The organism is Peribacillus sp. Bi96, assembly GCF_918698115.1.
Taxonomy (GTDB): domain Bacteria; phylum Bacillota; class Bacilli; order Bacillales; family DSM-1321; genus Peribacillus.
On record NZ_CAKKLV010000016.1, the window covers coordinates 83540 to 104647 of the forward strand.

The following is a 21108-nucleotide window of genomic DNA, read 5'->3' on the forward strand; positions in this document are numbered from 1 at the left end:
TCTTTAGGAAGGGTCTTTTGAATAATCCTTATCTTTCACAAGCGATCAGTCTTTATCACGGTCGCTTATTTTATTGGCATCATATAGTGACTTTGAAACACGGGGCTTGTATTTCGTTTTTCCTCCTTTATTTTTAACGGAAGATGAACGAGCTACGCCTCCTTTATAATCTTTATTTAATGCAGTACAGTTTTAAGTTTTCACTTTTGTTTTGGCACCTGCCACATCATTTTCTCCTAGTGAGAGACCCAGAACTAGTCCTAAAGATAGTAAATAAGTTTAAAAACATTTCATAATATTAAAATTACTTTTTTTCACAATTACGACTACCCTCTAAACAAAAAACACTACCAATTAAAATGGCAGTGTCGTTTTCTTGAAAACTTTATCGGTCCAATATACCAGGTAATGTCTGAGAAATATTTGTCAGTTGGTCGACAACATCAAATACTGCTTTCGTCATAAATATTTGAACCACTATTAAAATGCTCAGTAATATTAAAAGAATTATTTTAAAAGTTGTATTCATGAAAACTTATTACCTCTCTTTAGTATGTGGCTTTTGAATAATCATAACTTACATCCGATTTAGTAGTTAGAGTTATATAATTATCAAATTTACCTACAACAGTTAATCCAGCTCTAGCATATGTTCCTGTTGAAGCCCAACCAGCTGCAGGGTTAAAAGTTTTTCCACTTATATTTCTATTTAAATCCGTTGCTCCATCATTTAACTGCCATCTAGCATAATCATATGCCAAACTAGATCGATCATCAATTTTTAGATTTTCACCGAAATTCATGGAAATCCCTACTGAAAATGGATATCCTAGTGACAAGGAAATTGAAGACGTCCCTCTGTCTCCCATAGGACCCCAATCGTCTAATTGATCTGAAGCTGCTGGTATATCTATATCCGTATAAATAGATCTAGCCCATATTCCTTTATAACTTGTGACTTGAGTTACAGGTTTTAAAGTGAAATAATCATATTTTTTACTCTTTTCGCTATTTTGCTTGTACAAGTGCCAATCTGTATCCATTCTAGCAACCAAAAGGCCAAGGCGATATCCTTTTTCTACCAAGCTATATTTATTTTTAACTCTTACACTTTCTGCTTTTACTTTATTATCAGTAATAAAAGTAAAAGAATCAGTTGTATTTTGTTCTTGATTAATTTCATTTTCAGTATCAATAATCTCTGACTGAGTATTTATAACCTCTTGTAACACCATTTCATTTGTGTTGGGAATTGAATTACCATTTTCATCAAAATTATTAATAGAAACATCTACAAACTGAAGTTCTTGACTTTTGTCTATTGTATACCCTATAACATGACTTGTAAATTCAGAATCAGCAGCATCAAGAGAACCTTTTTCATTCGCTTCATCGTCTGAAGGTTCAGAATCATTAGATGCATCAGCACTTTCGTCAACGAATTCTTTACCATTTTCAATTGCTTTTTCATTCAATTCTTCTTCGCTCAAACCAAATTCTAACTGTCCATCATTTTCTTTAACAGTAAGTTTATTTAAATCTAAGATTTCTTTATATTCCTCTGCTTGAACATCACCGTAAAGAAATACTCTTTTACCATCTTCTAATTCAGCTTTCAAAAAATCTTTATATGATTTATTTCCTTCAACAACAGCGGCATCAGCTGCAATAGAATTTGATTTCTCAAGATCTTGATTATTTTCGGGGGAAACAACACTAACGTTCAATTCATTATTATCAACTTTATCTTGAATATCTTCAAACTCCGGGTCATTATTTTCTTCAACAACAGTATTAATGGTTTCTTCTGTGCTTATTTCATCATCAGCAATAATAACCATATTCTTTTCTTCCGATGAATCATTCGTGGTTTCTTTCATTTCATTAGCTTTGGCAAAAAAATTAACAGAGTAACTACTAAAGAATAATAGCAAAGACAAAATTACAACCAAACTACCTCTTAATATTTTTTTTGTTTTACTCAAAATAAACCCTCCCTATTCTAATTAAATATTAACATACAAATTATGTATACAGTTACACAAATTGTATTTCTTGTATATTTGGTCATTAATGAAACGGTTCGGAGGAATTTGCTTAGGATTGGGGTGCTAACAACTAATCCTAATTGATCTATAAGTCCATCAAACACTACTTCATGTTGGTTCTCTTAAAAGGTGTCAATACCTTCAAGTTCCTCGAGTAAATACATAGGCAACCACCTATATTTCCATATACTTCCTATACTTTCCTTTACATCATTACTTATATTTGTCCCGGCAAATACAGCATTCAAATTAACTCAATAAAACACATAAACTACCTACAATCATCAACTTTTTTTCATTTTCTTCTCCCCCATCTTTAATTTTTATCCCTATAATGGGTATAATAGCTAAAATTTCAGATTAAAAGATCCCAAAATTGAAATCAGGATTATCACATATGGAATCGTTTCTCCTTCGTTTCTGTGATTCACCGAAAAAAGTTATAACAATTTAGAATTTTTATGATTACTCAAATAAATTAGCAAGAGGGGTAAAAAAGAGATGAACCTGTTAACCTTTCATGTGATACCTTTTTCCCCACAAAAAAAACCTGACACCAGAGGTGCCAAGGTTTGAAAGCTTAATACACTACAAATCAAAAATGATCCATCTTGAAAAAAGATGGATCATTTTCTATCTGTGTTCCTCCACACTCTGCCCCCATTTGCGGAAGATTGTTCTGGTTTATTCAAATCATTACCTACTTGTTTCTTCTTCAGCTACCTTTTTGACACGTTCTAAAAACTCAACGACCACTTTATCGGTAGCAAATAATAAAAGTAACTTCAAATACCACTTTAACGGGCGACTGGTGACTGTATATGTAAAGGAAGTCTTATTGTCATTGATTTTATTCAGTTCATAAAAAGCGGTAATTTCAAACATTTTAGCAAGTATAAAGCCCACCTTTAGCTTTTTCTCATTAGTTTCATTCAAATATTCCAATGTTTCTATATCATACTCTTCTGTTCGTTTTCCTTCTCTATACTTTTGGCGATATACACTCCCAACCACTTCTTCCGTTATTTTAACGGGCTTTTGTTCAACTACTTGAGGCATGATTTGTTGCATATTTTCTAAAGAACCATCAAAAAACTTCCAAACCTGTTCAATTGGAGCGTTTATTTCTATTTCTTTTGTCCATTTTTTCAATGAAAATCACCTCTACCTACATTATATTTCCTTTATTATGTAAAACCAAATTTTCCACGAACAAATCATTGGTCATTTTGAATCATTAAGGATTATGGGAAATGATTATGAAAAGTATAACGCCTTTCAAGCGCTACGAGTGGAGTACCTAGAGGCATTTAGAAACAACACTTTTTTTGAATTTAAATGCCCTTCTGTAAAAAAATTACTTTATTAAGACTCTCTTTTTTAGTGCTATTCTTGTATAATAAACCAAACGGTTACTTATTCAGGAGAATCCCAATGAATTTTATTTATATTAATCAAAACATTTTAGATAATCTCTTTTATATTTTAGTAAGTATTTTGATTTATTACATTTTATTAGATCATGGCAAAAGGTTAAGTCAGTATGGCAAGACCCTTATCACTGCATGCATGAGCATTCCTATTATATTATGTATGAAGTTTCCTATTTATATAGATGAATATTGTGTCCATGATCTCAGGCAAATCCCTTTTATTATAGGGACCCTTTATGGTGGCTGGCCTGTAGGGGCTGCCCTGTTAGTCATCATATTAACTTTTAGGTTTGCTTTTTATGGTTTCAATTTACTTACGTTAATTGTATATATCGTTATCTTTATTATAACGGCTCTATTTTCTTCCAAATTCAAAAATTTTAATAGAAAAAATAAGCTAAATAGCTCCATACTATTAATTTTGTTTCTAGGAATACTAACCAGCTTTATTTCACTCGCTATGTCTGATTATTTTCGAATAACGGAGGCGTATGTATTTTACTTTATTATCCTCCCTCCTTTCATTATTGCTTTAGCTGTATATATCATGGAAATTTTAAAAGATGCCATATTAATCCGGACACAAATGATAAGGCTTGAAAAAATGGAGGTAGTCAGTCAGCTTGCAGCAAGCATTTCACATGAAGTTAGAAATCCTTTAACTGTTGTGAAAGGATTTGTTCAACTGCTAAAGACTCCTGATCTAACTCAGGAAGTAAAAGAACAATATATAGAGCATGTTGTTAGGGAGCTTAATAGTGCAGAATCCATTATTAGTGAATACTTAGCATTTGCAAAACCTGCAATCGAAAAAGTGGATACTATTTTAATTAACCGTGAAATAGGATATGTAATTGAAATGATAAAACCATTAGCTAGCATGAATTTAGTTACTATATCAGAACAGTTAACTCCAGACATTACCCGGGGGAATATTCAACATTTCAAGCAATGCTTCCTAAACCTAATTAAAAATGGTATAGAGGCTATGCCAAACGGCGGGGAGCTTAGTGTCGTTTCCTATATAAATAATTTCGACATCATTATCGAAATAAGTGACAATGGAGTAGGCATGAACAAAGAACAAATAAATCGTTTTGGCGAACCTTATTACAGTTCTAAAGAAAAAGGAACAGGGTTGGGATCAATGGTAGCTGTCAAGACCATCCAAACGATGAATGGTACACTTCATATAAATAGCCTTTTGAATAAGGGAACAACGATTTCAGTAACACTTCCCATTTATCAAGAAGACTATTCTGTAAATAAATGAAGATTAACGCCTCATATAAAAAAAGTCCGCCATTATCGGCGGACTTTCAGGCTGTATACAAACTCGATGAAAACTCAGTTTGCCTGCAGTTTTTTATTTTAAAAATTCAGTTGATTTCAGAAATCCGCTCCCTTTCCGCCGACTGTCTGCCAAGCCTCCTCGGCGCAAGCGCCTGTGGTGTCTCGGCTAGCCAGTAATTCGGCGTGTCGCAAATTTCTTCCATCCTATGAGGATTACAGTAAATAACCATAAAGACCGGAGCACTTTATTCACCTAAACCACACTTTACTCAGCCGTTCACGCACGGTATTCGACCTACCCTGCACATTGAGGCACTATATACAACCGGTCAGGTTCGACCTTCACCTCACTATTCGGACTCTGAACCCCTTTTGTATACAAACAGAAGTCCGCCATTATCGGCGGACTTTTTTCAATGGAGTACTGTCATTTTTTATTTTGTCTCTTCAAGGCATTGATAAACCGCCATCATATCTCGTTTATTCAGCTCACGAACCCGAGCAAAAATCGGAATATCGGCAACGGCCTCGGTATGTTCTCCTTCTGCCACAACATCCCTTACTTTCCCTGTCAGCCAGGTTTGCACGTCGATGCCCTCGACGATTGCTTTACGACCTTCATCATCAATGCCACTAGCATGACAACTCACACAGGGTATCGTTAATTTATACACACCGTCATGGATGTTATCTTCTGAAATGACTTTCTTCCCATTACAGAATGGACATTTATGACTTGCTTTTATTTTATTGATTTGGGTAACGATTTTTTTGTAGCCAAATGCTTCATAGACATAGGTTAGTTTTTTGTATTTGCCATTGGTGAAATATTTATCAATAATGGTTTCTCTTGTTTCGTTAATATTGGCAAAGTCACAGATGGTGATCTGGTTTTTGCTGCTGATTGCTTCGATATTGCCTTTAATGCTGTCCCAAAATGGCAGGGTATTTTGTAAAACCACTTCATAGCCAACGAAGCTTGCTAGTTCCAGTTCGAGCATTTTCAAAGCTGCTTTTGTTTCCCGCGGAAGGAATGAGACATCATCCGTAAGTGCGATATCGCCGCCCACAATCGCTTTTAGTTTTTCCAGTTCTGGAAGCTTCCCAACAATTTTGATGACTTGATCAATCGGCTGTTGGATGATCTCGCGAATGTCTGTATCACCAAATGTCAGTTTTTTATGATGCTTGAGGATCGTTCCTTGACAGACAGGACAGGCGATCATCTCTTTTGATGCTTTCATCTGCTCTTTAATGATCGATTTCGATATGAACATATAACGTCCAATGATGAAATTGAATCCTTCCCATGTTCTTGATGCCTTGCCTGCTTTATCGTAAAAGGACTTTTCCCAATACCCATATAAGAAGGTCTGCTTTTCGGCATCTGTCATCTCATTATAGCTTTTACTAATGTCGTGACCGAGTTCATTCTTGATCTCATCAAACAGGAATTGCAGTTTTGAATGTTGATAATATTTTAGTACTTCCATCACGTCTGGATGTAATAAGCCATCCCAGAATGGCACGTTTTTGTCTTGAATGACGACATCAAAGTCAAATTTTTCAATGACCCTGCGGCCCGAACAGCTTGGACAATGATTTTCTGCAGAATAGAAATCGAAGCTTCTTGTATCTTTATTGGTTGGATGTGCAGCCACTATATGGTTGATCATTCCGCCCAATTCATAAAGAAACGTATATTGACTGTACAAGTGCCGTTCAAGATCGATGGCGATCACAGGTGCAATCGTGTCTGATTCGTATTCACCATAAATTACACGAGCAATTGGTGATAGGCTTTTTAAAATGCCGCCCTTATAGACGTTCTCTGCCTTTTTGAAATAGTCCAGATGATTTTGATGTAAATAATTGATGCCATTTTTTGAACGGAGTGTAGAAGTGATTTGCAATGGTTCCACTTGATCTTCACTGTTATTGTGTCGAAAATGATCATCATGACTGACAACGTCAAGATGTTGGACAGGTGTTAGCTGTCGTTTACCAAAATCAACGATATAATCCGAGCTATCCAGCATATAACCATTATGTTCAATCATGATGATGGAGACGGATTCATCATCCAGGATGACCCTGACACTATCGATGAATTGGTTTAATATATTTTGCGATAACCCTTTTGAAGGCTCGTCAAAAATGAACAGCGTATGCGGGTTTCTTGTCTTCGCGAAAAGCTCGGAAACTAAGTGGACACATTGAAATTCACCCGTCGATAGTGTTTGTGTTTTTCTTTCCAATGTCAAATAACCAAGCCCAAGTTTGATCAATAAGCTCAAGCGTTTATGAGCGATGTCTTCATTTGGCAATTCTTCGATGATATCTTCGATCGAACGCAGAAAAATATCATCAATTTCATCACTGTATTTGGTTAGTTTCTTTTTAATATCAAGAAATGTCGCAACGGTTGATCGACTGGTAATCGATTTGTTTCGATCCTGCCCGACCATGACCAGTTTATCCTTAGGATACCGCTTCTGAAAATCTTTAGAGATACATTCATTGACAAGTGTAGATTTACCGCAACCTGACTCACCCGTAAAGGTAACGAGCCTATTCTTGGGAATCTGAATTTCTTCCATTTGAATATTACGGCAGTAAAGATCCTGAAATTGATAGTATTCCGTTGGCGCTGCTTCATTTCGTTCCCAGGCGATTGGTTTCGGACGTGGTGATTCCTCAACAATTTTCCCGCCATATTTCCCGCTGCCAGGTCCAAAGAACAATTGTTCATTTGTGCTATCTAACACCGTGTCTGAGTGATCAATGAGCCAAATTTGATTCTTATATCCTAATTGCTTAATCTGTTCCAAAATTTTCAATAGGGTTTGATGATCAAGACCGACGGAGATTTCATCAATGATAATCACGGTATTTTCACTTGTTGCCATAAATTCGGCCAAGTAAAGCCGTGTTAATTCTCCCCCTGACACTGTCCCCATAATACGGTTGATGCTTAAATAACCAATATTCATATTGATTATATTCTGGAGAATATGCTGTTTAGCTTCACTAATATGTAATGTTTCTGCAAGTGAAAGGATCGTTTCAATGCTTAAGTTGTTAATATCGGAAATAGTATGCGGGCGATCTAATAATTCAATCGTATATTGCTCGACTTCTTGACTGTAGCGTTTCCCCTCACACTTTGGACATTCGATATTTTTCGTCGTACCGCGTCCTTTACAAGTGGGGCACCAGCCTAAGGCATTATTAAAGGAAAAAACTTCCGGAGAAAGATTGAATTTTTCAGCAAGACAAACACGAATCTCTTTAAACACACCAGTATGTGTGCCAATGGTCGAACGGGGATTGGCTGAAATGGATGATTTGCCGAGAAAAAGGACGAGCGGCATTTCTTCCATCTTGATGGCGCTGAAGTTGGTTTCCATAATATTAGGAAATAAATACTGATATTCAGACTTCGGCAATAAGGAAACGAGACGCTTCTTGGATTCTTCCCCAATGGCTTGGCAAAACGTCGTCTTCCCGGAACCGGATAATCCAGCAATTCCTAATGATTGGTCGTCTGGTAATGAAGAATCTAAATGGTTTATATTGTTCGCTATTAATCGATTTATTTTCATATGTAACTCCTCTCCATTTTATAATGCTCAGTCTTTCATATTAGCATAGCGACAAATGTATTTGGTATTTTTTTAACGGTAGCTTCATCCTTCTATTCTTACACATTCCATGGCTTCAAAAACCTATGACTCATCGACAAAAAACGAGGAGTGACATGGTTACGCAAAAAAAGTACCAAGTACTTCCCTGACACAGTTAGTCTAGAATTTTACTTTTTAAAAGCCCCTCTCGATTAAGAGAAGGGCTTTCTTTGCTAAGTACGTTTATTTTGTATTGGACTTTTTTGCCTTGTTTTCAAGCTCGCTTTTGGGCTCAGTGGAGAATTCGACATCTTTTCCATGTCCCTGCGGGTTAACACTTGGTGCGATGCGGCCTCTTCCTGCTGTCTTTTTACTCATTTCCTTCACCTCCAAGTATATTATGTCCGAACTGTTCTAAATTAAAATGGAGGTCCTTTCTTTCTGTGAACTTCTGCCTGCGATCAAGAACTTATTAAGATTACCCCAATAAAAAACCTGCATAGAACTAAAGTCTACACAAGTTTCAAAAAGCTGTTTTCCATATTCGGGTCCTCTTTGTCAATCTAGGGTCAGAAGTAAACTCTTCGTTTCATCGTTAAGCAAGAAAGGACTGGGTTCGCCAACCGTATAAATCTGTAAGTCATGCATAGCCCGGGTACATGCGGTGTAGAACAATCTTCGTAAGTTCTCATCACCGTATGCTTGCACAGATGCATCATAAATGATGACAGCATCAAATTCGATGCCTTTTGCCAAATAAGCTGGTATAACAATAACACCCTGTTCATATTCATTTGTGCCTTTCTGTACGAGTTTAAATGTACCGTGGGCACTAAGTGCATCGTATGCAGCGGCACTTTCGGCAGCAGATTTACATATGATTGCGATGGTATTATACGCACGACTTTGAAAGTCTTTGACTTTAGACACGATTTTGTGGTGCAACTCATCACGGCTAGTTACTTGAGTCAGTACAGGCTTCTCACCTTCACGGTCGAATGCCTTAATTCGATGGCCTTCAGGAACTAGTTCCCGTGTAAATTCTATAATCTGTTTTGTGGATCTGTAGCTTTGATCCAAGGTTATACTCTCGGTTTCACTTATCCCGTATAAACTGGTAAGAGTCTGGAAATCCACCCGTTCACTGGCATGCGCAAATATTGCCTGGTTAAAGTCACCGAGCACGGTCATCCTTGCAGATGGAAATAACCGTTTCAAAAACTCGAATTGAAATGGAGAATAATCCTGTGCTTCGTCTACAAGCACGTATTTTATAGAGGTATTCGTCTGAAATCCTAGAATTAGCTCCTTCAGTAGCAAAAATGGAGTCGCGTCTTCGTAATGCAGTTTACCTTCGTCCAGCATTTTTTGCGTTGATAAGCAAATTTCCCTTTCGATAGGTGTTTTCCCCTCATTCCACAGTTCGATCCGTATCTGTTCGTCAAAAAGTTGCTTGTATATTCCCTTAATGTTGATAAAATGAAATGCTTTTATCCGTTTGCGTAACGTCTTCAATTTCTTACGAACAATCATACGCGCGAGCATTTTATTCTCCATCTCATAATCGTCAAAGGAATCTTCATTAACGCCGCGTTTTTTCTCTAAGTAGGTATATACCTTTTGATAGTCTTCTTTGCTAAGATACTCGATTTCCTCCTGGACCCAAGGTTGTTTCAACTCAAACTTTTCCCTTTCATCAAGTAACTCACATAACCATTCTTTCAACTTTTCAATCCTATTGTGAAATCTTAGTGTGGTGTCTCTGTTATAAAATCTTTCTGAGATTTGTTTGGCGGAGACGAGCGTTTCCCCTCGGAACTTGAACCCTCTAAAGATCATTCCAGATGATTCCAGTGATTGACTGTATGTTTTGATTATCTCAAAGAAGCGAATTGAAGCCTTAAATCGGATACTCGCTGTCCTAGTGCTATAGGAAGGATCATCCGCTCCAGTCAACAAAAATTCTAATTGCTCATAAGGGTCCTCAACTTGAAATGAGTCAGCCAGACGATGGTCCAAATATTCCTGGAATGTTACCTGCTGCATATTCTCTTCGCCAAGTTCGGGTAGTACATTGGATACGTAATTATTAAACATTGAGTTAGGTGAGAATAGAATGATTTGATCGGCCTTAATCCTATCTCGATACTTATAAAGCAAGTAAGCGATCCGTTGGAGGGCAGCTGATGTCTTGCCACTGCCAGCGGCTCCTTGAACAATGAGCAGACGTCCGCGATCGTTCCGGATGATTCTATTTTGCTCCCGTTGAATGGTGGACACAATACTGTGCATATGCTTATCCGTCCCCTTACCAAGCACCTGCTGCAGTATCTCATCTCCAATGGTGAGACTCGTATCGAACATTGAGTCGATAACGCCTCCCTTGATGATATATTGCCACTTATTCTCCAGCATCCCCCGAATTGCGCCTCCGGGAGTAGAGTATTCTACGGGACCGGGAGGATAGTCATAATAAACACTCGAAATCGGAGCCCTCCAATCGTAGACAATGAAGTTTTCTCCTGTTGTATCAGTAAGGGTGGCGGTCCCAATATAAATATGTTCCGTAAGGGAAGCCCCTTCTTCAGTTAAATCAATCCGGCCGAAATAAGGTGCCCCCTGCATACGGCGCAGTGTTGACAACCTCTTGAAGGAATATCTATGTGCACCTTCGCTTTGTGACAAGTCTTGGGCCTGTTGCCTTAAGCCAATGATCGTCTCGAGGTAATCATCGAAAGTATCCACATTAACCTTGAGGTCATCCCAAAAGTGTTTCCGGATATTAACAACTTCTTTTCTACGCTGTAAAGTCTCTCCTTCTATTTTGCTGATTTGCTTCGTAATTGTTTCTATCACCTCATCCAAACGTTCTTGCTCATGCCGAATTTCATTATTCATATCAGACACTCCTTCAAAAAATAAAAATAGGGGTTGACTAGAGGTGAGTTTTACCTTATACTTATAGTAAGGGGTAAACTGATTTTGTATATTGATAAATGTGTTTCTATACTAATTTATCACAATTTCTGAATTATATCAATGTATATTTCACATCAGTTGCCATAATAAATCGTCGTTTTACACTTTAATTTAACATGTACAGTAACCAGTTAAGCAAGTAGCTTGACTGGTTATTTTTATGACTATATACATATTTGAAAGCCTCATTGCTTCGCTGGTCAATGATTTCATGGTAGCGGCGACACCCTCATCAAAGGCGACTCGTAGTATCCCCTGACATAACGGCAGATCCTATTCCACCCATACCGATAATTCCTAATAATTTATAAAATGAGTGCTTCTTTGAAATCCTTAAATAAAGGCTTGCCTGATGAATTTGTCCACAATTTCATATACATAGGGCTCTTGGATAGAGTAAATGAAGAGATACAGAGGAATATTGGACCTTTTCATATGGGTACACGACAATATAGGTATTAATAAATAATGAAGTTGTTTAAAATATACTAAAGTTCTTTAATAGTAGAGTGCCATCACCGTTCATGATTTTGCTTATTGAAATATACTATGTAAGGCTTGTCTCAAACTTCAACGAGTTCTACTCAAAATAACTTTATTTTTAGATTAAAACCTTTTGTAGGAGGAATTTATAATGAAACAATATAAAACATGTCAGAGTTGCGGAATGCCTCTTTCTAAAGATGAATTAGGTGGAGGAACTGAAAAAGATGGTAGTAAAAGCACTAAATATTGTAGTCATTGTTATATAAATGGTGAATTCACTCAAGATATTACTGCGATAGAAATGCAAAAATTTGTTCAAAATCATATGATAGAAAATATGAAGATGCCTAAATTTATTGCTAAGCTTTTTACTAGAGGAATCCCAAAGTTAGAGCGATGGAATTAATCAAAATATTAGAAAGCGAATGAACTTTGTCATACTGTTCATAAAAAATACGAAGAAAAAAGCGATAAAGACAAATCCAGATAAACGGATTTGTCTTTATGTTTCTTCCATGAAAAATATGAATTTTTTTGTGAATTTTCAATCTATTTTACTTGTGTTTCTGGTTTATTATTTCATCATCTGTCTTGCTTCCATAAACAGCACTTGGATAAACTTTTTCATGTTATTACGGCTCTGGCTGCTTACTTTTTTGCTCTTGTCTTCTAGCTCCAACATTTTTTTGCGGACTTCCGAGAAATCAAAAAATGTGGATGAATAGGCTTCGAATTTTGGATTCATATAATCCGTCAATCCTAATGAAGCGATATGGATGAGGGCCTGGTTAAGAGCGCGACGGACACGCTGCTCAGAAGCTTTCATTTCTTTCTGGACTTCGGCCTCTTTCGCTTGATCCCCCAGCTTTTCAGCAGCAATCCCAGCAAAAATTTCCTTTAAATATGGAAACGTGTAGGCGGAACCTAGTCTTTGCTTTTCATTTTGGAGGAATCCTAAAATGTTTAGTAAATCCTCGCTTCCCCCTTCGCCAATCATACCTAAATCGGAAATTAAGGAACGTCCGGCTTCCATAATATTTTTTGTATGAAAGGAGGACACTTTCGGAGACTTCGGACGGCCCGTAAACACGTTCAACGATTTTTGAATGCCCTGAATCGATTGATCCACCAGTATTCGCTCGTTCACTTTGTTTAATATGCATGAAATTTCAACTTGGTTCAGCGGTTTTGTAATGTAGTATTCCGCTCCTAATCTATACGCCTCTCCAATCAGTTCTTTCGATTCCACTTGCGAAATCATCACAAACTTGCCTTGAAATCCATCAGCAAGAGCCCTGATCGTTTCAATTCCGTCCCTAATTGGCATGAGTAAATCAATTAGGACAACGTCTGCTTTTTTTAAAAACAGTAAGCCATTATTCACTAACGTTCCATCTTCTGCTTCTCCCACCACTTTGCCTAAATCTTCGTCTTCAATTATCTCTGTCAGCATTCCTCGAATGGCAGGATCGTCATCTATAATGAAATAATTCATCTCATTAACCCTTTCCCCATAATCGCATCAATCGGAAGTTCTACGATGAATACGGTTTCTTTATAGTTATCCATTAGCCTGATTTGTCCTCCAAATTTTTCAACAGTTTGTTTCACATACGATAAACCAATTCCCGTCGAAGGGTTTCCCGCCTCATCGAATTTCTTTGTATATCCTGCTGTAAAAATGACTTCCTTCTGCTTCGGTGCAATGCCAGGCCCATTGTCACTGATGCAAAACTCCACGAATTGATCTTTCCTTTTCACATGCAGTGATACGTATCCCTCTTCTTTAATGGCTTCCACTGCATTGGCCAATAAATTATTTATTAATGATAATACCATATATACATGGTAGGGCGGATGGTCACCATCTATATGCAAGGAAAATGAAATATCTTTGCAAAGGGAATCTGCATATCGTCTATTGGACACGATCATGATGTTACCAAGCTCTTCGATATTCATATATTCCTGCAGGTTTTTGGAAGACATGAGTTCCGACAGCCCCGCATAAATCCGTTGGTTATCTTTTTTGATCTCATGCACGAGACCGGCAATCCGCAACGCAGTTTGCGCATCGTTTCCATTAGTCCCCTCTGATTTTAACCGACGGTAAAAGTCATAACATGTGCGGGTGATTTCTTCCGCGTTTTGCATCGTTTTATTCAGTTGAACCGATTCCTCATACAAACTTGAAATGAAAAGCAGCATTTGTTCCTTTTGCATGCGCTGCTCCGCTTCTGCAAATTTTGCTTCTCTCAGCTTTAATATATTAAAAAAGCCTAGAACGAAAAAGCTTCGAATAAAGGCGATTAAAACGAGTTGGTCAATGGCTAGCAAGGGTGTGTCCTGATTCGCCAAGAAGGAACGGATCGCCATTTCCGATACACTTGCAAAAAGCTCGATCAATACCCCTAAAAGCCCGATCATAAACGGCTGATCGTGCCGCTCGTTCAATTTCGTTTTAAGAAATGCAAACGCGTAGATGAAGTAATAGAAAAAGGCGGGAACATGAAGATACATCGCTTCCTCAACAGATATGTCCCGTATTCCGACAGCCAGTGAAAAACGAAAAACAAACACACTCATTCCCGTTAAAATGCCTGCAATAATCGGGTGGATCCCCCTCCCCCATAGTAAAAACAAGAAAAAGATAGGGGTTCCCAAACTGACTCTGAATGTATCGTCGAATGGATAAAACTTGAATTCACCCGCAAGAGGCACCGCAATCATAGTCAATAGTAATATCCTTAAACTCTTTTTCAATACGGTCCCTCCCCAGTCACTATATTAAAAACATAACACATGAAATGGTAAAAAAGAGAGAAGCGTTTTGACTGAAATTATTATTTTTTCTGGCCCTTGTAAGTATCAGTAGGTTTCAGTAGGTTCCAGTAGGATGATTATAAACTTAAAATAATCTAAAAATTGAAAGCGTTAACAATGGAACAACTATCATAGGAGGAATTTAAATGAAAAAGTTTGGCTTAGCTACTCAGATTTTTGTTGCACTTGTACTAGGTATCGTTGTCGGTGCTTTATTCCATGGTAATGAAACAGCCATGGCCATCATGATACCTATCGGCGATATTTTCATCCATTTAATTAAAATGATTGTCATCCCGATCGTCATGGCTGCATTAGTAGTCTCCATAGCGGGAGTCGGCGATATTAAAAAACTAGGAAAATTAGGCGGGAAGACTCTTCTTTATTTTGAGATTGTCACCACAATTGCCATTGTTATTGGATTACTGGCGGCAAACTTGTTCCACCCAGGGTCTGGTTTAGATACAAGCAATCTTGAAAAAAGTGATATTTCAAAATATGAAGAAACAACAAAGGCGGCTGAAAGTAGTGGCTTTGGAGAAACAATTTCTCATATTGTTCCTCAAAATGTATTTGAATCAATGGCTCAAGCGGATTTATTACCGATTATCTTCTTTTCTGTTCTATTCGGCTTAGGTGTGGCTGCGATAGGCGAAAAAGGAAAGCCTATCCTTGGATTCTTTGAAGGTGTGTTGGAAGTAATGTTTTGGGTGACGAATCTAGTCATGAAATTTGCCCCCTTTGGTGTGTTTGCACTCATTGGTGTAACCGTTGCTAAATTTGGTATCGCAACATTAATTCCTTTAGGGAACCTAGTAGTTGCTGTTTATGTGACGATGGTATTCTTTGTGTTCGTCATTCTTGGAATTATAGCGAAAATGTCTGGGACAAGCATTTTTGTTATCCTGAAAGTGTTAAAGGATGAACTGATTTTGGCATTTACAACAGCAAGTTCAGAGTCGGTATTACCAAGGCTTATGGACAAAATGGAGAAGTTTGGCTGCCCGAAATCCATTACTTCTTTTGTTATTCCAACAGGCTATACGTTTAATCTAGACGGCTCATCGATTTACCAAGCACTTGCTTCACTTTTCGTGGCACAAATGTATGGTATTGAACTATCCATTACACAACAGATTACTTTGTTACTAGTATTGATGTTAACGTCAAAAGGAATGGCTGGCGTTCCGGGTGCGTCATTTGTTGTTATTTTAACAACACTTGGTTCTATGGGACTGCCGGTGGAAGGTGTTGCGTTCATTGCCGGTATCGACCGGATTTTGGATATGGGAAGATCAGCGGTTAATGTCGTGGGGAACTCATTGGCGGCTATTGTCATGTCGAAGTGGGAAGGGGAATTTGACCAGGAAAAAGCAAACCATTACGTTGATTCAATTAAACAATCAGACGTAGCATAAACTATAAAGGAGGAAACACGATGCAACGATCCATATAAATCATAACATACGTATTGAGAAAGATTTCTTAGGATCAAAACAAGTATCAGTGCATGCATATTATGGTATCCAAATATTGCGTGCATCGAAAACTTTCCGATTACAGGCTATCCTTACGAGATGACAAACCCAGGTATTTCTGGGGCTGAACTGTTTGATAGATCGTAATTTCCGATTTTGATTGAATGGCAGATGTGGTTGAATAACAAAAGTCTGCGGAATTGATATAAAAGCCCTCCTTTATAGAGAGGGCTTGTTTGTTCTGCAGGATGAGTAAAAACTGAATAAGCAGCGATTAAAAAATGGATAGCCCCACCCTAAGGCTATCCAGCGTCATTCATTCTACTATTCTCTCATGCCGTCTAACAAATCACTTTACCCTTACGCCAGTTTTGATCAAGGTAGGTGGAATTTCTCCCTGTAATCCGGCGACAAGGTTGGTTGCGGCCAGCATCGCCATTTTCAAGCGGGTTTCCGATGTTGCGGAACCGATATGAGGCAAGGTAACGACATTCTTCATGGAAAGCAATGGATTGTCTTCGTTGACAGGCTCTTGTACGAAGACATCCAGTCCTGCCGCGTATATTTCCCCGGTTGCCAGCGCATGGACCAAGGCATCTTCATCAACTGTTTTCCCTCTTGAGCAATTGATAAAAATGGCGCTCTCTTTCATGAGCTTGAATTCTTTTTCCCCCATCATATTTTCAGTTTGGGGAGTAAGGGGTGTCATTAAGCAGACAAAATCAGACTGCTTTAACAGATCTTCCATTGAACAGTATGTAGCCCCATACTTTTGCTCTGCTTCCTCATTTCTAGATCTGTTGTGATATAAGATGTTCATATCGAATCCAAAACGAGCCCTTTTTGTAACGGCAGATCCTATTCCACCCATACCGATAATTCCCAATACTTTATGATGGACGTCCAACCCAAACGATTTTTCTCCGATAGTAGATGTCCATTGCCCTGACTTAACCAATTGATCCAACTCAGGCATTCTTCTCGCTGTAGATAATATCAAGCCCATAATCGTATCTGCGACTGTCTCATTTAATACCTCAGGAGTGTTCGTAGCCATAATTCCTCGATTTGACAACTCTGTTACATCAAAATTGTCGTAACCAACTGAGGCATTACAGACGATTTTTAATTGCGGTGCCTGATCCAGTAAACTTTTATCCACTTTTAATCCTGAACCTAATATACCTTGTGCGTTCTTCAGCTCTTGAAGAAATTCAGAATAATTTTGTGAGTCAAGACCTTCAAAATAAACGACATCACAAGTCCTTCGAATATATTCCAACACTTCTGGATCCACTTTCTTATAGACGATTACTTTCGGTTTCATCATTGATACCTCACTTCCAATAAAGTAGGACCCCATCGGGATCAAATCGCGACAGAAGCCATTTGTTGTTTGATAACCTCTACCTATAATCTACCATTATTTTAGAAAAAGGTAATAGTTAATTGAACTGCGGACCAAACCGCTAATATTGAAGCTAAAGTAAGAACAATATTTTCGAACCAATTATTTTTATATGCTCCCATCAAGCTTTTTTTATTTGATAGCACTAGCATTCCAATTGCGATGATTGGAAAACCGATTATGTTTAATGCACTTACTCCAATTGTCAATGTAATGAAACCAGGCATACCGGGAATTGACCAAATAAGCGGCGTAACTAATACAAAAATCATAATCCATTTATACATTGGATCTTTTTCATATTTACCCTTGTACTTTTCGCGTCGATCCTTACTTATTACGTAAAAGGCATCTACAATCAATCTTGGAAAACCAGTTGACTTCCCTACTATACTTGCGAACAATACGCCAAATACACCAAGATAAAAAATGTACCAGCCAAGTTGTCCTAACGACATTTGCAATGCCATTGCCAAGTCATCAATCGTTTCCACATGAATTCCATTCGGTTTTAAAATTTCTGCGCCAACAACCCAAATGGCCAAATTAATAACAATGCAAACACCGATGGCAAACAGTAAATCATTTCTTTGGACCTTTACGTGACTCGGTTTCGTCCAACCCTTTTCCCTCATGAAATATGGATGAACAAAATTCGATATAGATCCGGCCACTGCTCCGATAATTGAAATCGCCACCAATAATGCTCCATGGACGCCAGTATCACTTGGAATGCTAAAACCAACTGTCCCTTTAATAATTGCTCCCACATCCGGAGTTGCTTGAATGGCCAGGTACAAGAAGACAATTGTCAATAATGCCAAAAGCAATTTCATTACACTTTCAATTCTGGTATAAATATTTCTGCCTATAAGCATAAAAACTAATGCCACAACTACCATTGAAGCTATGAATGACTGATTAACATGAAATAGGGTCGATAATACCTCTCCCGCTCCCTTAATCATATACGCATTAAAAAGATGCCCCATGATTAATGCATAACCAAACATGAAGTAACCGAAAAATGGGTGGATACGTCCATATCCTTCAAGGATGGTTAGCCCCTCTGAGTTACAAAGCTGGAACCGAGCAATAATATTAACGATAAGAAAACGAAGGATTAATGACAGAGCTAAAATCCACATTAAACTATATCCATAATCTGCACCGGCAACAGAAGAAGTAACCAGATCCCCAGCTCCAAGCCACGTTAACACGGCAAGAATTCCTGGACCATAGGCAGTTTTAAACTTTGTGATGAAATTTGGTTTCTTACTTTCGACCTCAGAAACAATCACAGTAGATTCAGCAAGATTTGATTGATTTTTCAAGTTATTCACTCCATTCCAAAGTGTATGTATTCGCTTTCATTTCTCGAGCAAAAATACTTTGATAGCGCTAGACTACCCATATTGAAATTCATTACGAAACTTTCTGACAATAGAATTCCTGTATCCACATAAAGTTTGTGCTGCAGTATGTTGTCATGCTTCATGTTGAAGTGAATCGGCTCTTAAAAAAGCTCTCCTCCCGTTTAATTGAATCTTCCGAATATTCACATTGAAATTGTAAGACAAATTAAAATGTAAGTCAATAATATTTTTTAGCAGGTTCTTTTTTAAAAAACTTTGTGACCCATCGTACTTGCTGACAAATCAAGAGGACCAACGTTGTACTGTTTTAAAAAAAGAGGACCGATATGAATTAATTTCGGTTTTCTTTTTGAACAAATGAGTTCTTATGAAATACGAAGAAAAGTTGGACTTCATGCAAAAAAGAATACAAACGGGGCTCATAATTTTGATACGAAAAGGGGGCGTATTGATTACAGATAGCGAATCAATAGAGCTGTCAAGGCAGGATTCGTTCCTATATTGATAAGGGATTAGTGCGAGGTGCGAATAGATTAATGCCATCAGCAGATAATATGGGCGAAGGAGTGAAATATATGCCACAAGATAATAACAATGATCCATTTAATAATGCCGGGAACCTTGATACACGTAGGGATCCTACTACTAATAATAATGATGACAACGGTACAATTGACAGACCTGTAATGATTGATGGTGGTTTTAACCCCGGGTTTGGACGAGAAGAACGTCCTAGGCGTGGTGGTAATATACCATCAATAGAGGGAGTAGCAAACGGTAGAGAACGTTTTCCTTCGGACCATGAGAGACTAATGAGCAGAATCAATCTTGGCGATGCACTAATAAATCGAGAAAATACACATTTGGACGGTTTGAAAGATAAAAAAGATGAACCAATATGATCTAATTTCGGTTTTTCTTATTGAACTAAAGAGGTAGTTGATGGAAGATAAAATCCAAAAAAAGCTAAAGACCTGTATAGGCTTTAGCTCTTTATTAATTTCTCATATTTTTTCCCCGCTCTCCCATACAATCCAGTATAGGAATAAAGCTTTTTCAAAAGGAAAGTCTTGAAAGATTCTTAACTAACGGGGCTTTCCTTCCTTATTGGAGCTAATCGTAGCTCCTTTTCTTGTGAAACAAACGGAGCAGGTTACATTAGTATATTTACCGTTTATGAGTTAAACTTTTATAAAAAAGTTGGTGCAAGTGCTGTGATCAATAAGAGTGAAGTTTTACACATTGTTTTTGGACAATCAACTTCTGGATCGTTGAAAATAAGTCTAAGAGAACTAGGTATAGAAAATGAAGAAAAGGTGCTATGTTTTTCGGACATCTTTTCAGTAGGACCTATTTGGAAATTACATGGTGAAGTTGGTGTGAAACAAAGGATAGATTGGTTCAGAACACGGTTTTTATCAGAAGAGGATTACTATGAAAAGGACTATGGGAAAGATTTTATTAAAACTAAGGATATAATTTGTCATGTTCCAGAAGAAACCACCATCTTTCTTTGGGCAGGAGATAGTTCCCATGAACAAACAGGAGTTAGATATGTTTTGTATTTATTGAATAATAAGCGAAATAACATCATTTTAATTAATACGACTAAAGCCTATCATGAACAATTCAAGGTTTCAAATAGAGTATACTCCCCTCTTTCTACCGGTGAAATTCCTCCGGAAAAACTGAAGTCAATCTACGAAAAAAATAAAACGAACAACCCTATTTCTATCGAGGATAGAAGAAAATTCTATCAAGAATGGGAGCTTATAGCTGATGCACAAGATGTATTGCGTATTTGGGATAACGGTGAAGTGCATGGCGTTGATGAAGATTTTTATGACCTATTCATAATCAACAAGGCACGAAAGCTACACAACCAACAAAAGAATAGAGATTTTATGAAAAGTACAAGATTAGTAGGTGAAGTAATTGGTCATCTAGAACAATATTTAGGGGACGAATTTATTCAATACCGAGTTAGGCATCTAATAAATAACGGTACTTTTGACATAGAGGGTGTCCCTACAACAATGAGATTCTATAGCATAAAACTTCGGTCGTAATGCTTTTAAAATGAATGGTTATTCGACTAACGGGTGCGTTCGTTGATTAAAGAACACAACCATCTTTTTTATAAATGAATAATCCAATT

Annotated in this window: 14 protein-coding genes and 2 pseudogenes; 6 read left to right on the forward strand and 10 right to left on the reverse strand. The window is 37.5% G+C overall.

Going from position 1 to position 21108, the window contains the following annotated elements; translation table 11 throughout:
- Nucleotides 1-28: 28 nt before the first annotated feature.
- The 3 genes and pseudogenes from LQ203_RS18540 to LQ203_RS18550 all read right to left on the reverse strand — a co-directional run bounded on the left by LQ203_RS18540 (nt 29) and on the right by LQ203_RS18550 (nt 3200).
- Nucleotides 29-252 (reverse strand): annotated as a pseudogene (locus LQ203_RS18540) (excalibur calcium-binding domain-containing protein).
- Nucleotides 253-548: 296 nt separating this feature from the next.
- Nucleotides 549-1985 carry a hypothetical protein gene (locus LQ203_RS18545; protein ID WP_230160094.1) on the reverse strand — a complete coding sequence of 479 codons (1437 nt, stop codon included), beginning with the start codon at nt 1983-1985 and terminating at the stop codon, nt 549-551.
- Between the two features lie 759 nt (nt 1986-2744).
- Entirely contained in the window at nt 2745-3200 is a 456-nt protein-coding gene (locus LQ203_RS18550) for an SRPBCC family protein (RefSeq protein ID WP_230160102.1), read from the reverse strand.
- Nucleotides 3201-3482: 282 nt separating this feature from the next.
- On the opposite strand from LQ203_RS18550, the gene LQ203_RS18555 reads away from it, so the two are divergent.
- Entirely contained in the window at nt 3483-4754 is a 1272-nt protein-coding gene (locus tag LQ203_RS18555) for an ATP-binding protein (RefSeq protein WP_230160104.1), read from the forward strand.
- A 454-nt stretch (nt 4755-5208) separates the two neighbouring features.
- Here the strand turns inward: LQ203_RS18555 and LQ203_RS18560 are convergent, their stop codons facing one another.
- The 3 genes from LQ203_RS18560 to helD form a co-directional block, all read right to left on the reverse strand.
- Nucleotides 5209-8379, reverse strand: a complete 3171-nt coding sequence (locus tag LQ203_RS18560) for an ATP-binding cassette domain-containing protein (protein WP_230160106.1) — start codon at nt 8377-8379, stop codon at nt 5209-5211.
- Nucleotides 8380-8643: 264 nt separating this feature from the next.
- The gene (gene sspL / locus LQ203_RS18565; protein WP_063235229.1) at nt 8644-8778 is read right to left on the reverse strand and encodes a small, acid-soluble spore protein L; all 135 of its coding nucleotides are present in this window, start codon (nt 8776-8778) and stop codon (nt 8644-8646) included.
- A 180-nt stretch (nt 8779-8958) separates the two neighbouring features.
- A complete protein-coding gene (helD, locus tag LQ203_RS18570) occupies nt 8959-11298 on the reverse strand; it encodes an RNA polymerase recycling motor HelD (RefSeq protein WP_230160108.1) in 2340 nt (779 codons plus the stop codon).
- A gap of 715 nt (nt 11299-12013) precedes the next feature.
- Between helD and LQ203_RS18575 the strand changes: the two genes are divergently transcribed.
- Nucleotides 12014-12271: a zinc ribbon domain-containing protein gene (locus LQ203_RS18575; RefSeq protein WP_230160110.1), complete on the forward strand. Its 258-nt coding sequence runs from the start codon at nt 12014-12016 to the stop codon at nt 12269-12271.
- 168 nt (nt 12272-12439) lie between these two features.
- Here LQ203_RS18575 and LQ203_RS18580 read toward each other — a convergent pair whose 3' ends face one another.
- Both LQ203_RS18580 and LQ203_RS18585 read right to left on the reverse strand, forming a co-directional pair.
- Nucleotides 12440-13360, reverse strand: coding sequence for a response regulator (locus tag LQ203_RS18580; protein ID WP_230160112.1), 921 nt, complete (start codon nt 13358-13360; stop codon nt 12440-12442).
- Nucleotides 13357-14628 carry a sensor histidine kinase gene (locus LQ203_RS18585; protein WP_230160115.1) on the reverse strand — a complete coding sequence of 424 codons (1272 nt, stop codon included), beginning with the start codon at nt 14626-14628 and terminating at the stop codon, nt 13357-13359. The genes LQ203_RS18580 and LQ203_RS18585 overlap by 4 nt, the downstream gene beginning before the upstream one ends.
- 206 nt (nt 14629-14834) lie before the next feature.
- On the opposite strand from LQ203_RS18585, the gene LQ203_RS18590 reads away from it, so the two are divergent.
- Nucleotides 14835-16106, forward strand: a complete 1272-nt coding sequence (locus LQ203_RS18590; protein WP_230160116.1) for a cation:dicarboxylase symporter family transporter — start codon at nt 14835-14837, stop codon at nt 16104-16106.
- 28 nt (nt 16107-16134) lie between these two features.
- Nucleotides 16135-16256 (forward strand): annotated as a pseudogene (locus tag LQ203_RS18595) (aspartate ammonia-lyase); the annotation flags it as partial.
- A 259-nt stretch (nt 16257-16515) separates the two neighbouring features.
- Here the strand turns inward: LQ203_RS18595 and LQ203_RS18600 are convergent.
- The gene (locus tag LQ203_RS18600) at nt 16516-17493 is read right to left on the reverse strand and encodes a D-glycerate dehydrogenase (protein WP_230160118.1); all 978 of its coding nucleotides are present in this window, start codon (nt 17491-17493) and stop codon (nt 16516-16518) included.
- 101 nt (nt 17494-17594) lie between these two features.
- Nucleotides 17595-18908 (reverse strand): Nramp family divalent metal transporter, encoded by a 1314-nt coding sequence (locus tag LQ203_RS18605; protein WP_230160120.1) that lies wholly within the window; start codon nt 18906-18908, stop codon nt 17595-17597.
- A 578-nt stretch (nt 18909-19486) separates the two neighbouring features.
- On the opposite strand from LQ203_RS18605, the gene LQ203_RS18610 reads away from it, so the two are divergent.
- Nucleotides 19487-19852 (forward strand): hypothetical protein, encoded by a 366-nt coding sequence (locus LQ203_RS18610; protein WP_230160123.1) that lies wholly within the window; start codon nt 19487-19489, stop codon nt 19850-19852.
- A 312-nt stretch (nt 19853-20164) separates the two neighbouring features.
- Complete coding sequence (locus LQ203_RS18615) at nt 20165-21019, forward strand: DUF1835 domain-containing protein (protein WP_230160125.1); 855 nt, start codon at nt 20165-20167, stop codon at nt 21017-21019.
- Nucleotides 21020-21108 lie beyond the last annotated feature (89 nt).

Bases quoted from the DNA above. Each gene is read 5' to 3' on its own strand.
- LQ203_RS18590 (WP_230160116.1), top strand. From the start codon at position 14,835: ATGAAAAAGTTTGGCTTAGCTACTCAGATTTTTGTTGCACTTGTACTA.
- LQ203_RS18580 (WP_230160112.1), bottom strand. From the start codon at position 13,360: ATGAATTATTTCATTATAGATGACGATCCTGCCATTCGAGGAATGCTG.
- LQ203_RS18600 (WP_230160118.1), bottom strand. From the start codon at position 17,493: ATGAAACCGAAAGTAATCGTCTATAAGAAAGTGGATCCAGAAGTGTTG.
- LQ203_RS18555 (WP_230160104.1), top strand. From the start codon at position 3,483: ATGAATTTTATTTATATTAATCAAAACATTTTAGATAATCTCTTTTAT.
- LQ203_RS18575 (WP_230160110.1), top strand. From the start codon at position 12,014: ATGAAACAATATAAAACATGTCAGAGTTGCGGAATGCCTCTTTCTAAA.
- LQ203_RS18610 (WP_230160123.1), top strand. From the start codon at position 19,487: ATGCCATCAGCAGATAATATGGGCGAAGGAGTGAAATATATGCCACAA.
- sspL (WP_063235229.1), bottom strand. From the start codon at position 8,778: ATGAGTAAAAAGACAGCAGGAAGAGGCCGCATCGCACCAAGTGTTAAC.
- helD (WP_230160108.1), bottom strand. From the start codon at position 11,298: ATGAATAATGAAATTCGGCATGAGCAAGAACGTTTGGATGAGGTGATA.
- LQ203_RS18560 (WP_230160106.1), bottom strand. From the start codon at position 8,379: ATGAAAATAAATCGATTAATAGCGAACAATATAAACCATTTAGATTCT.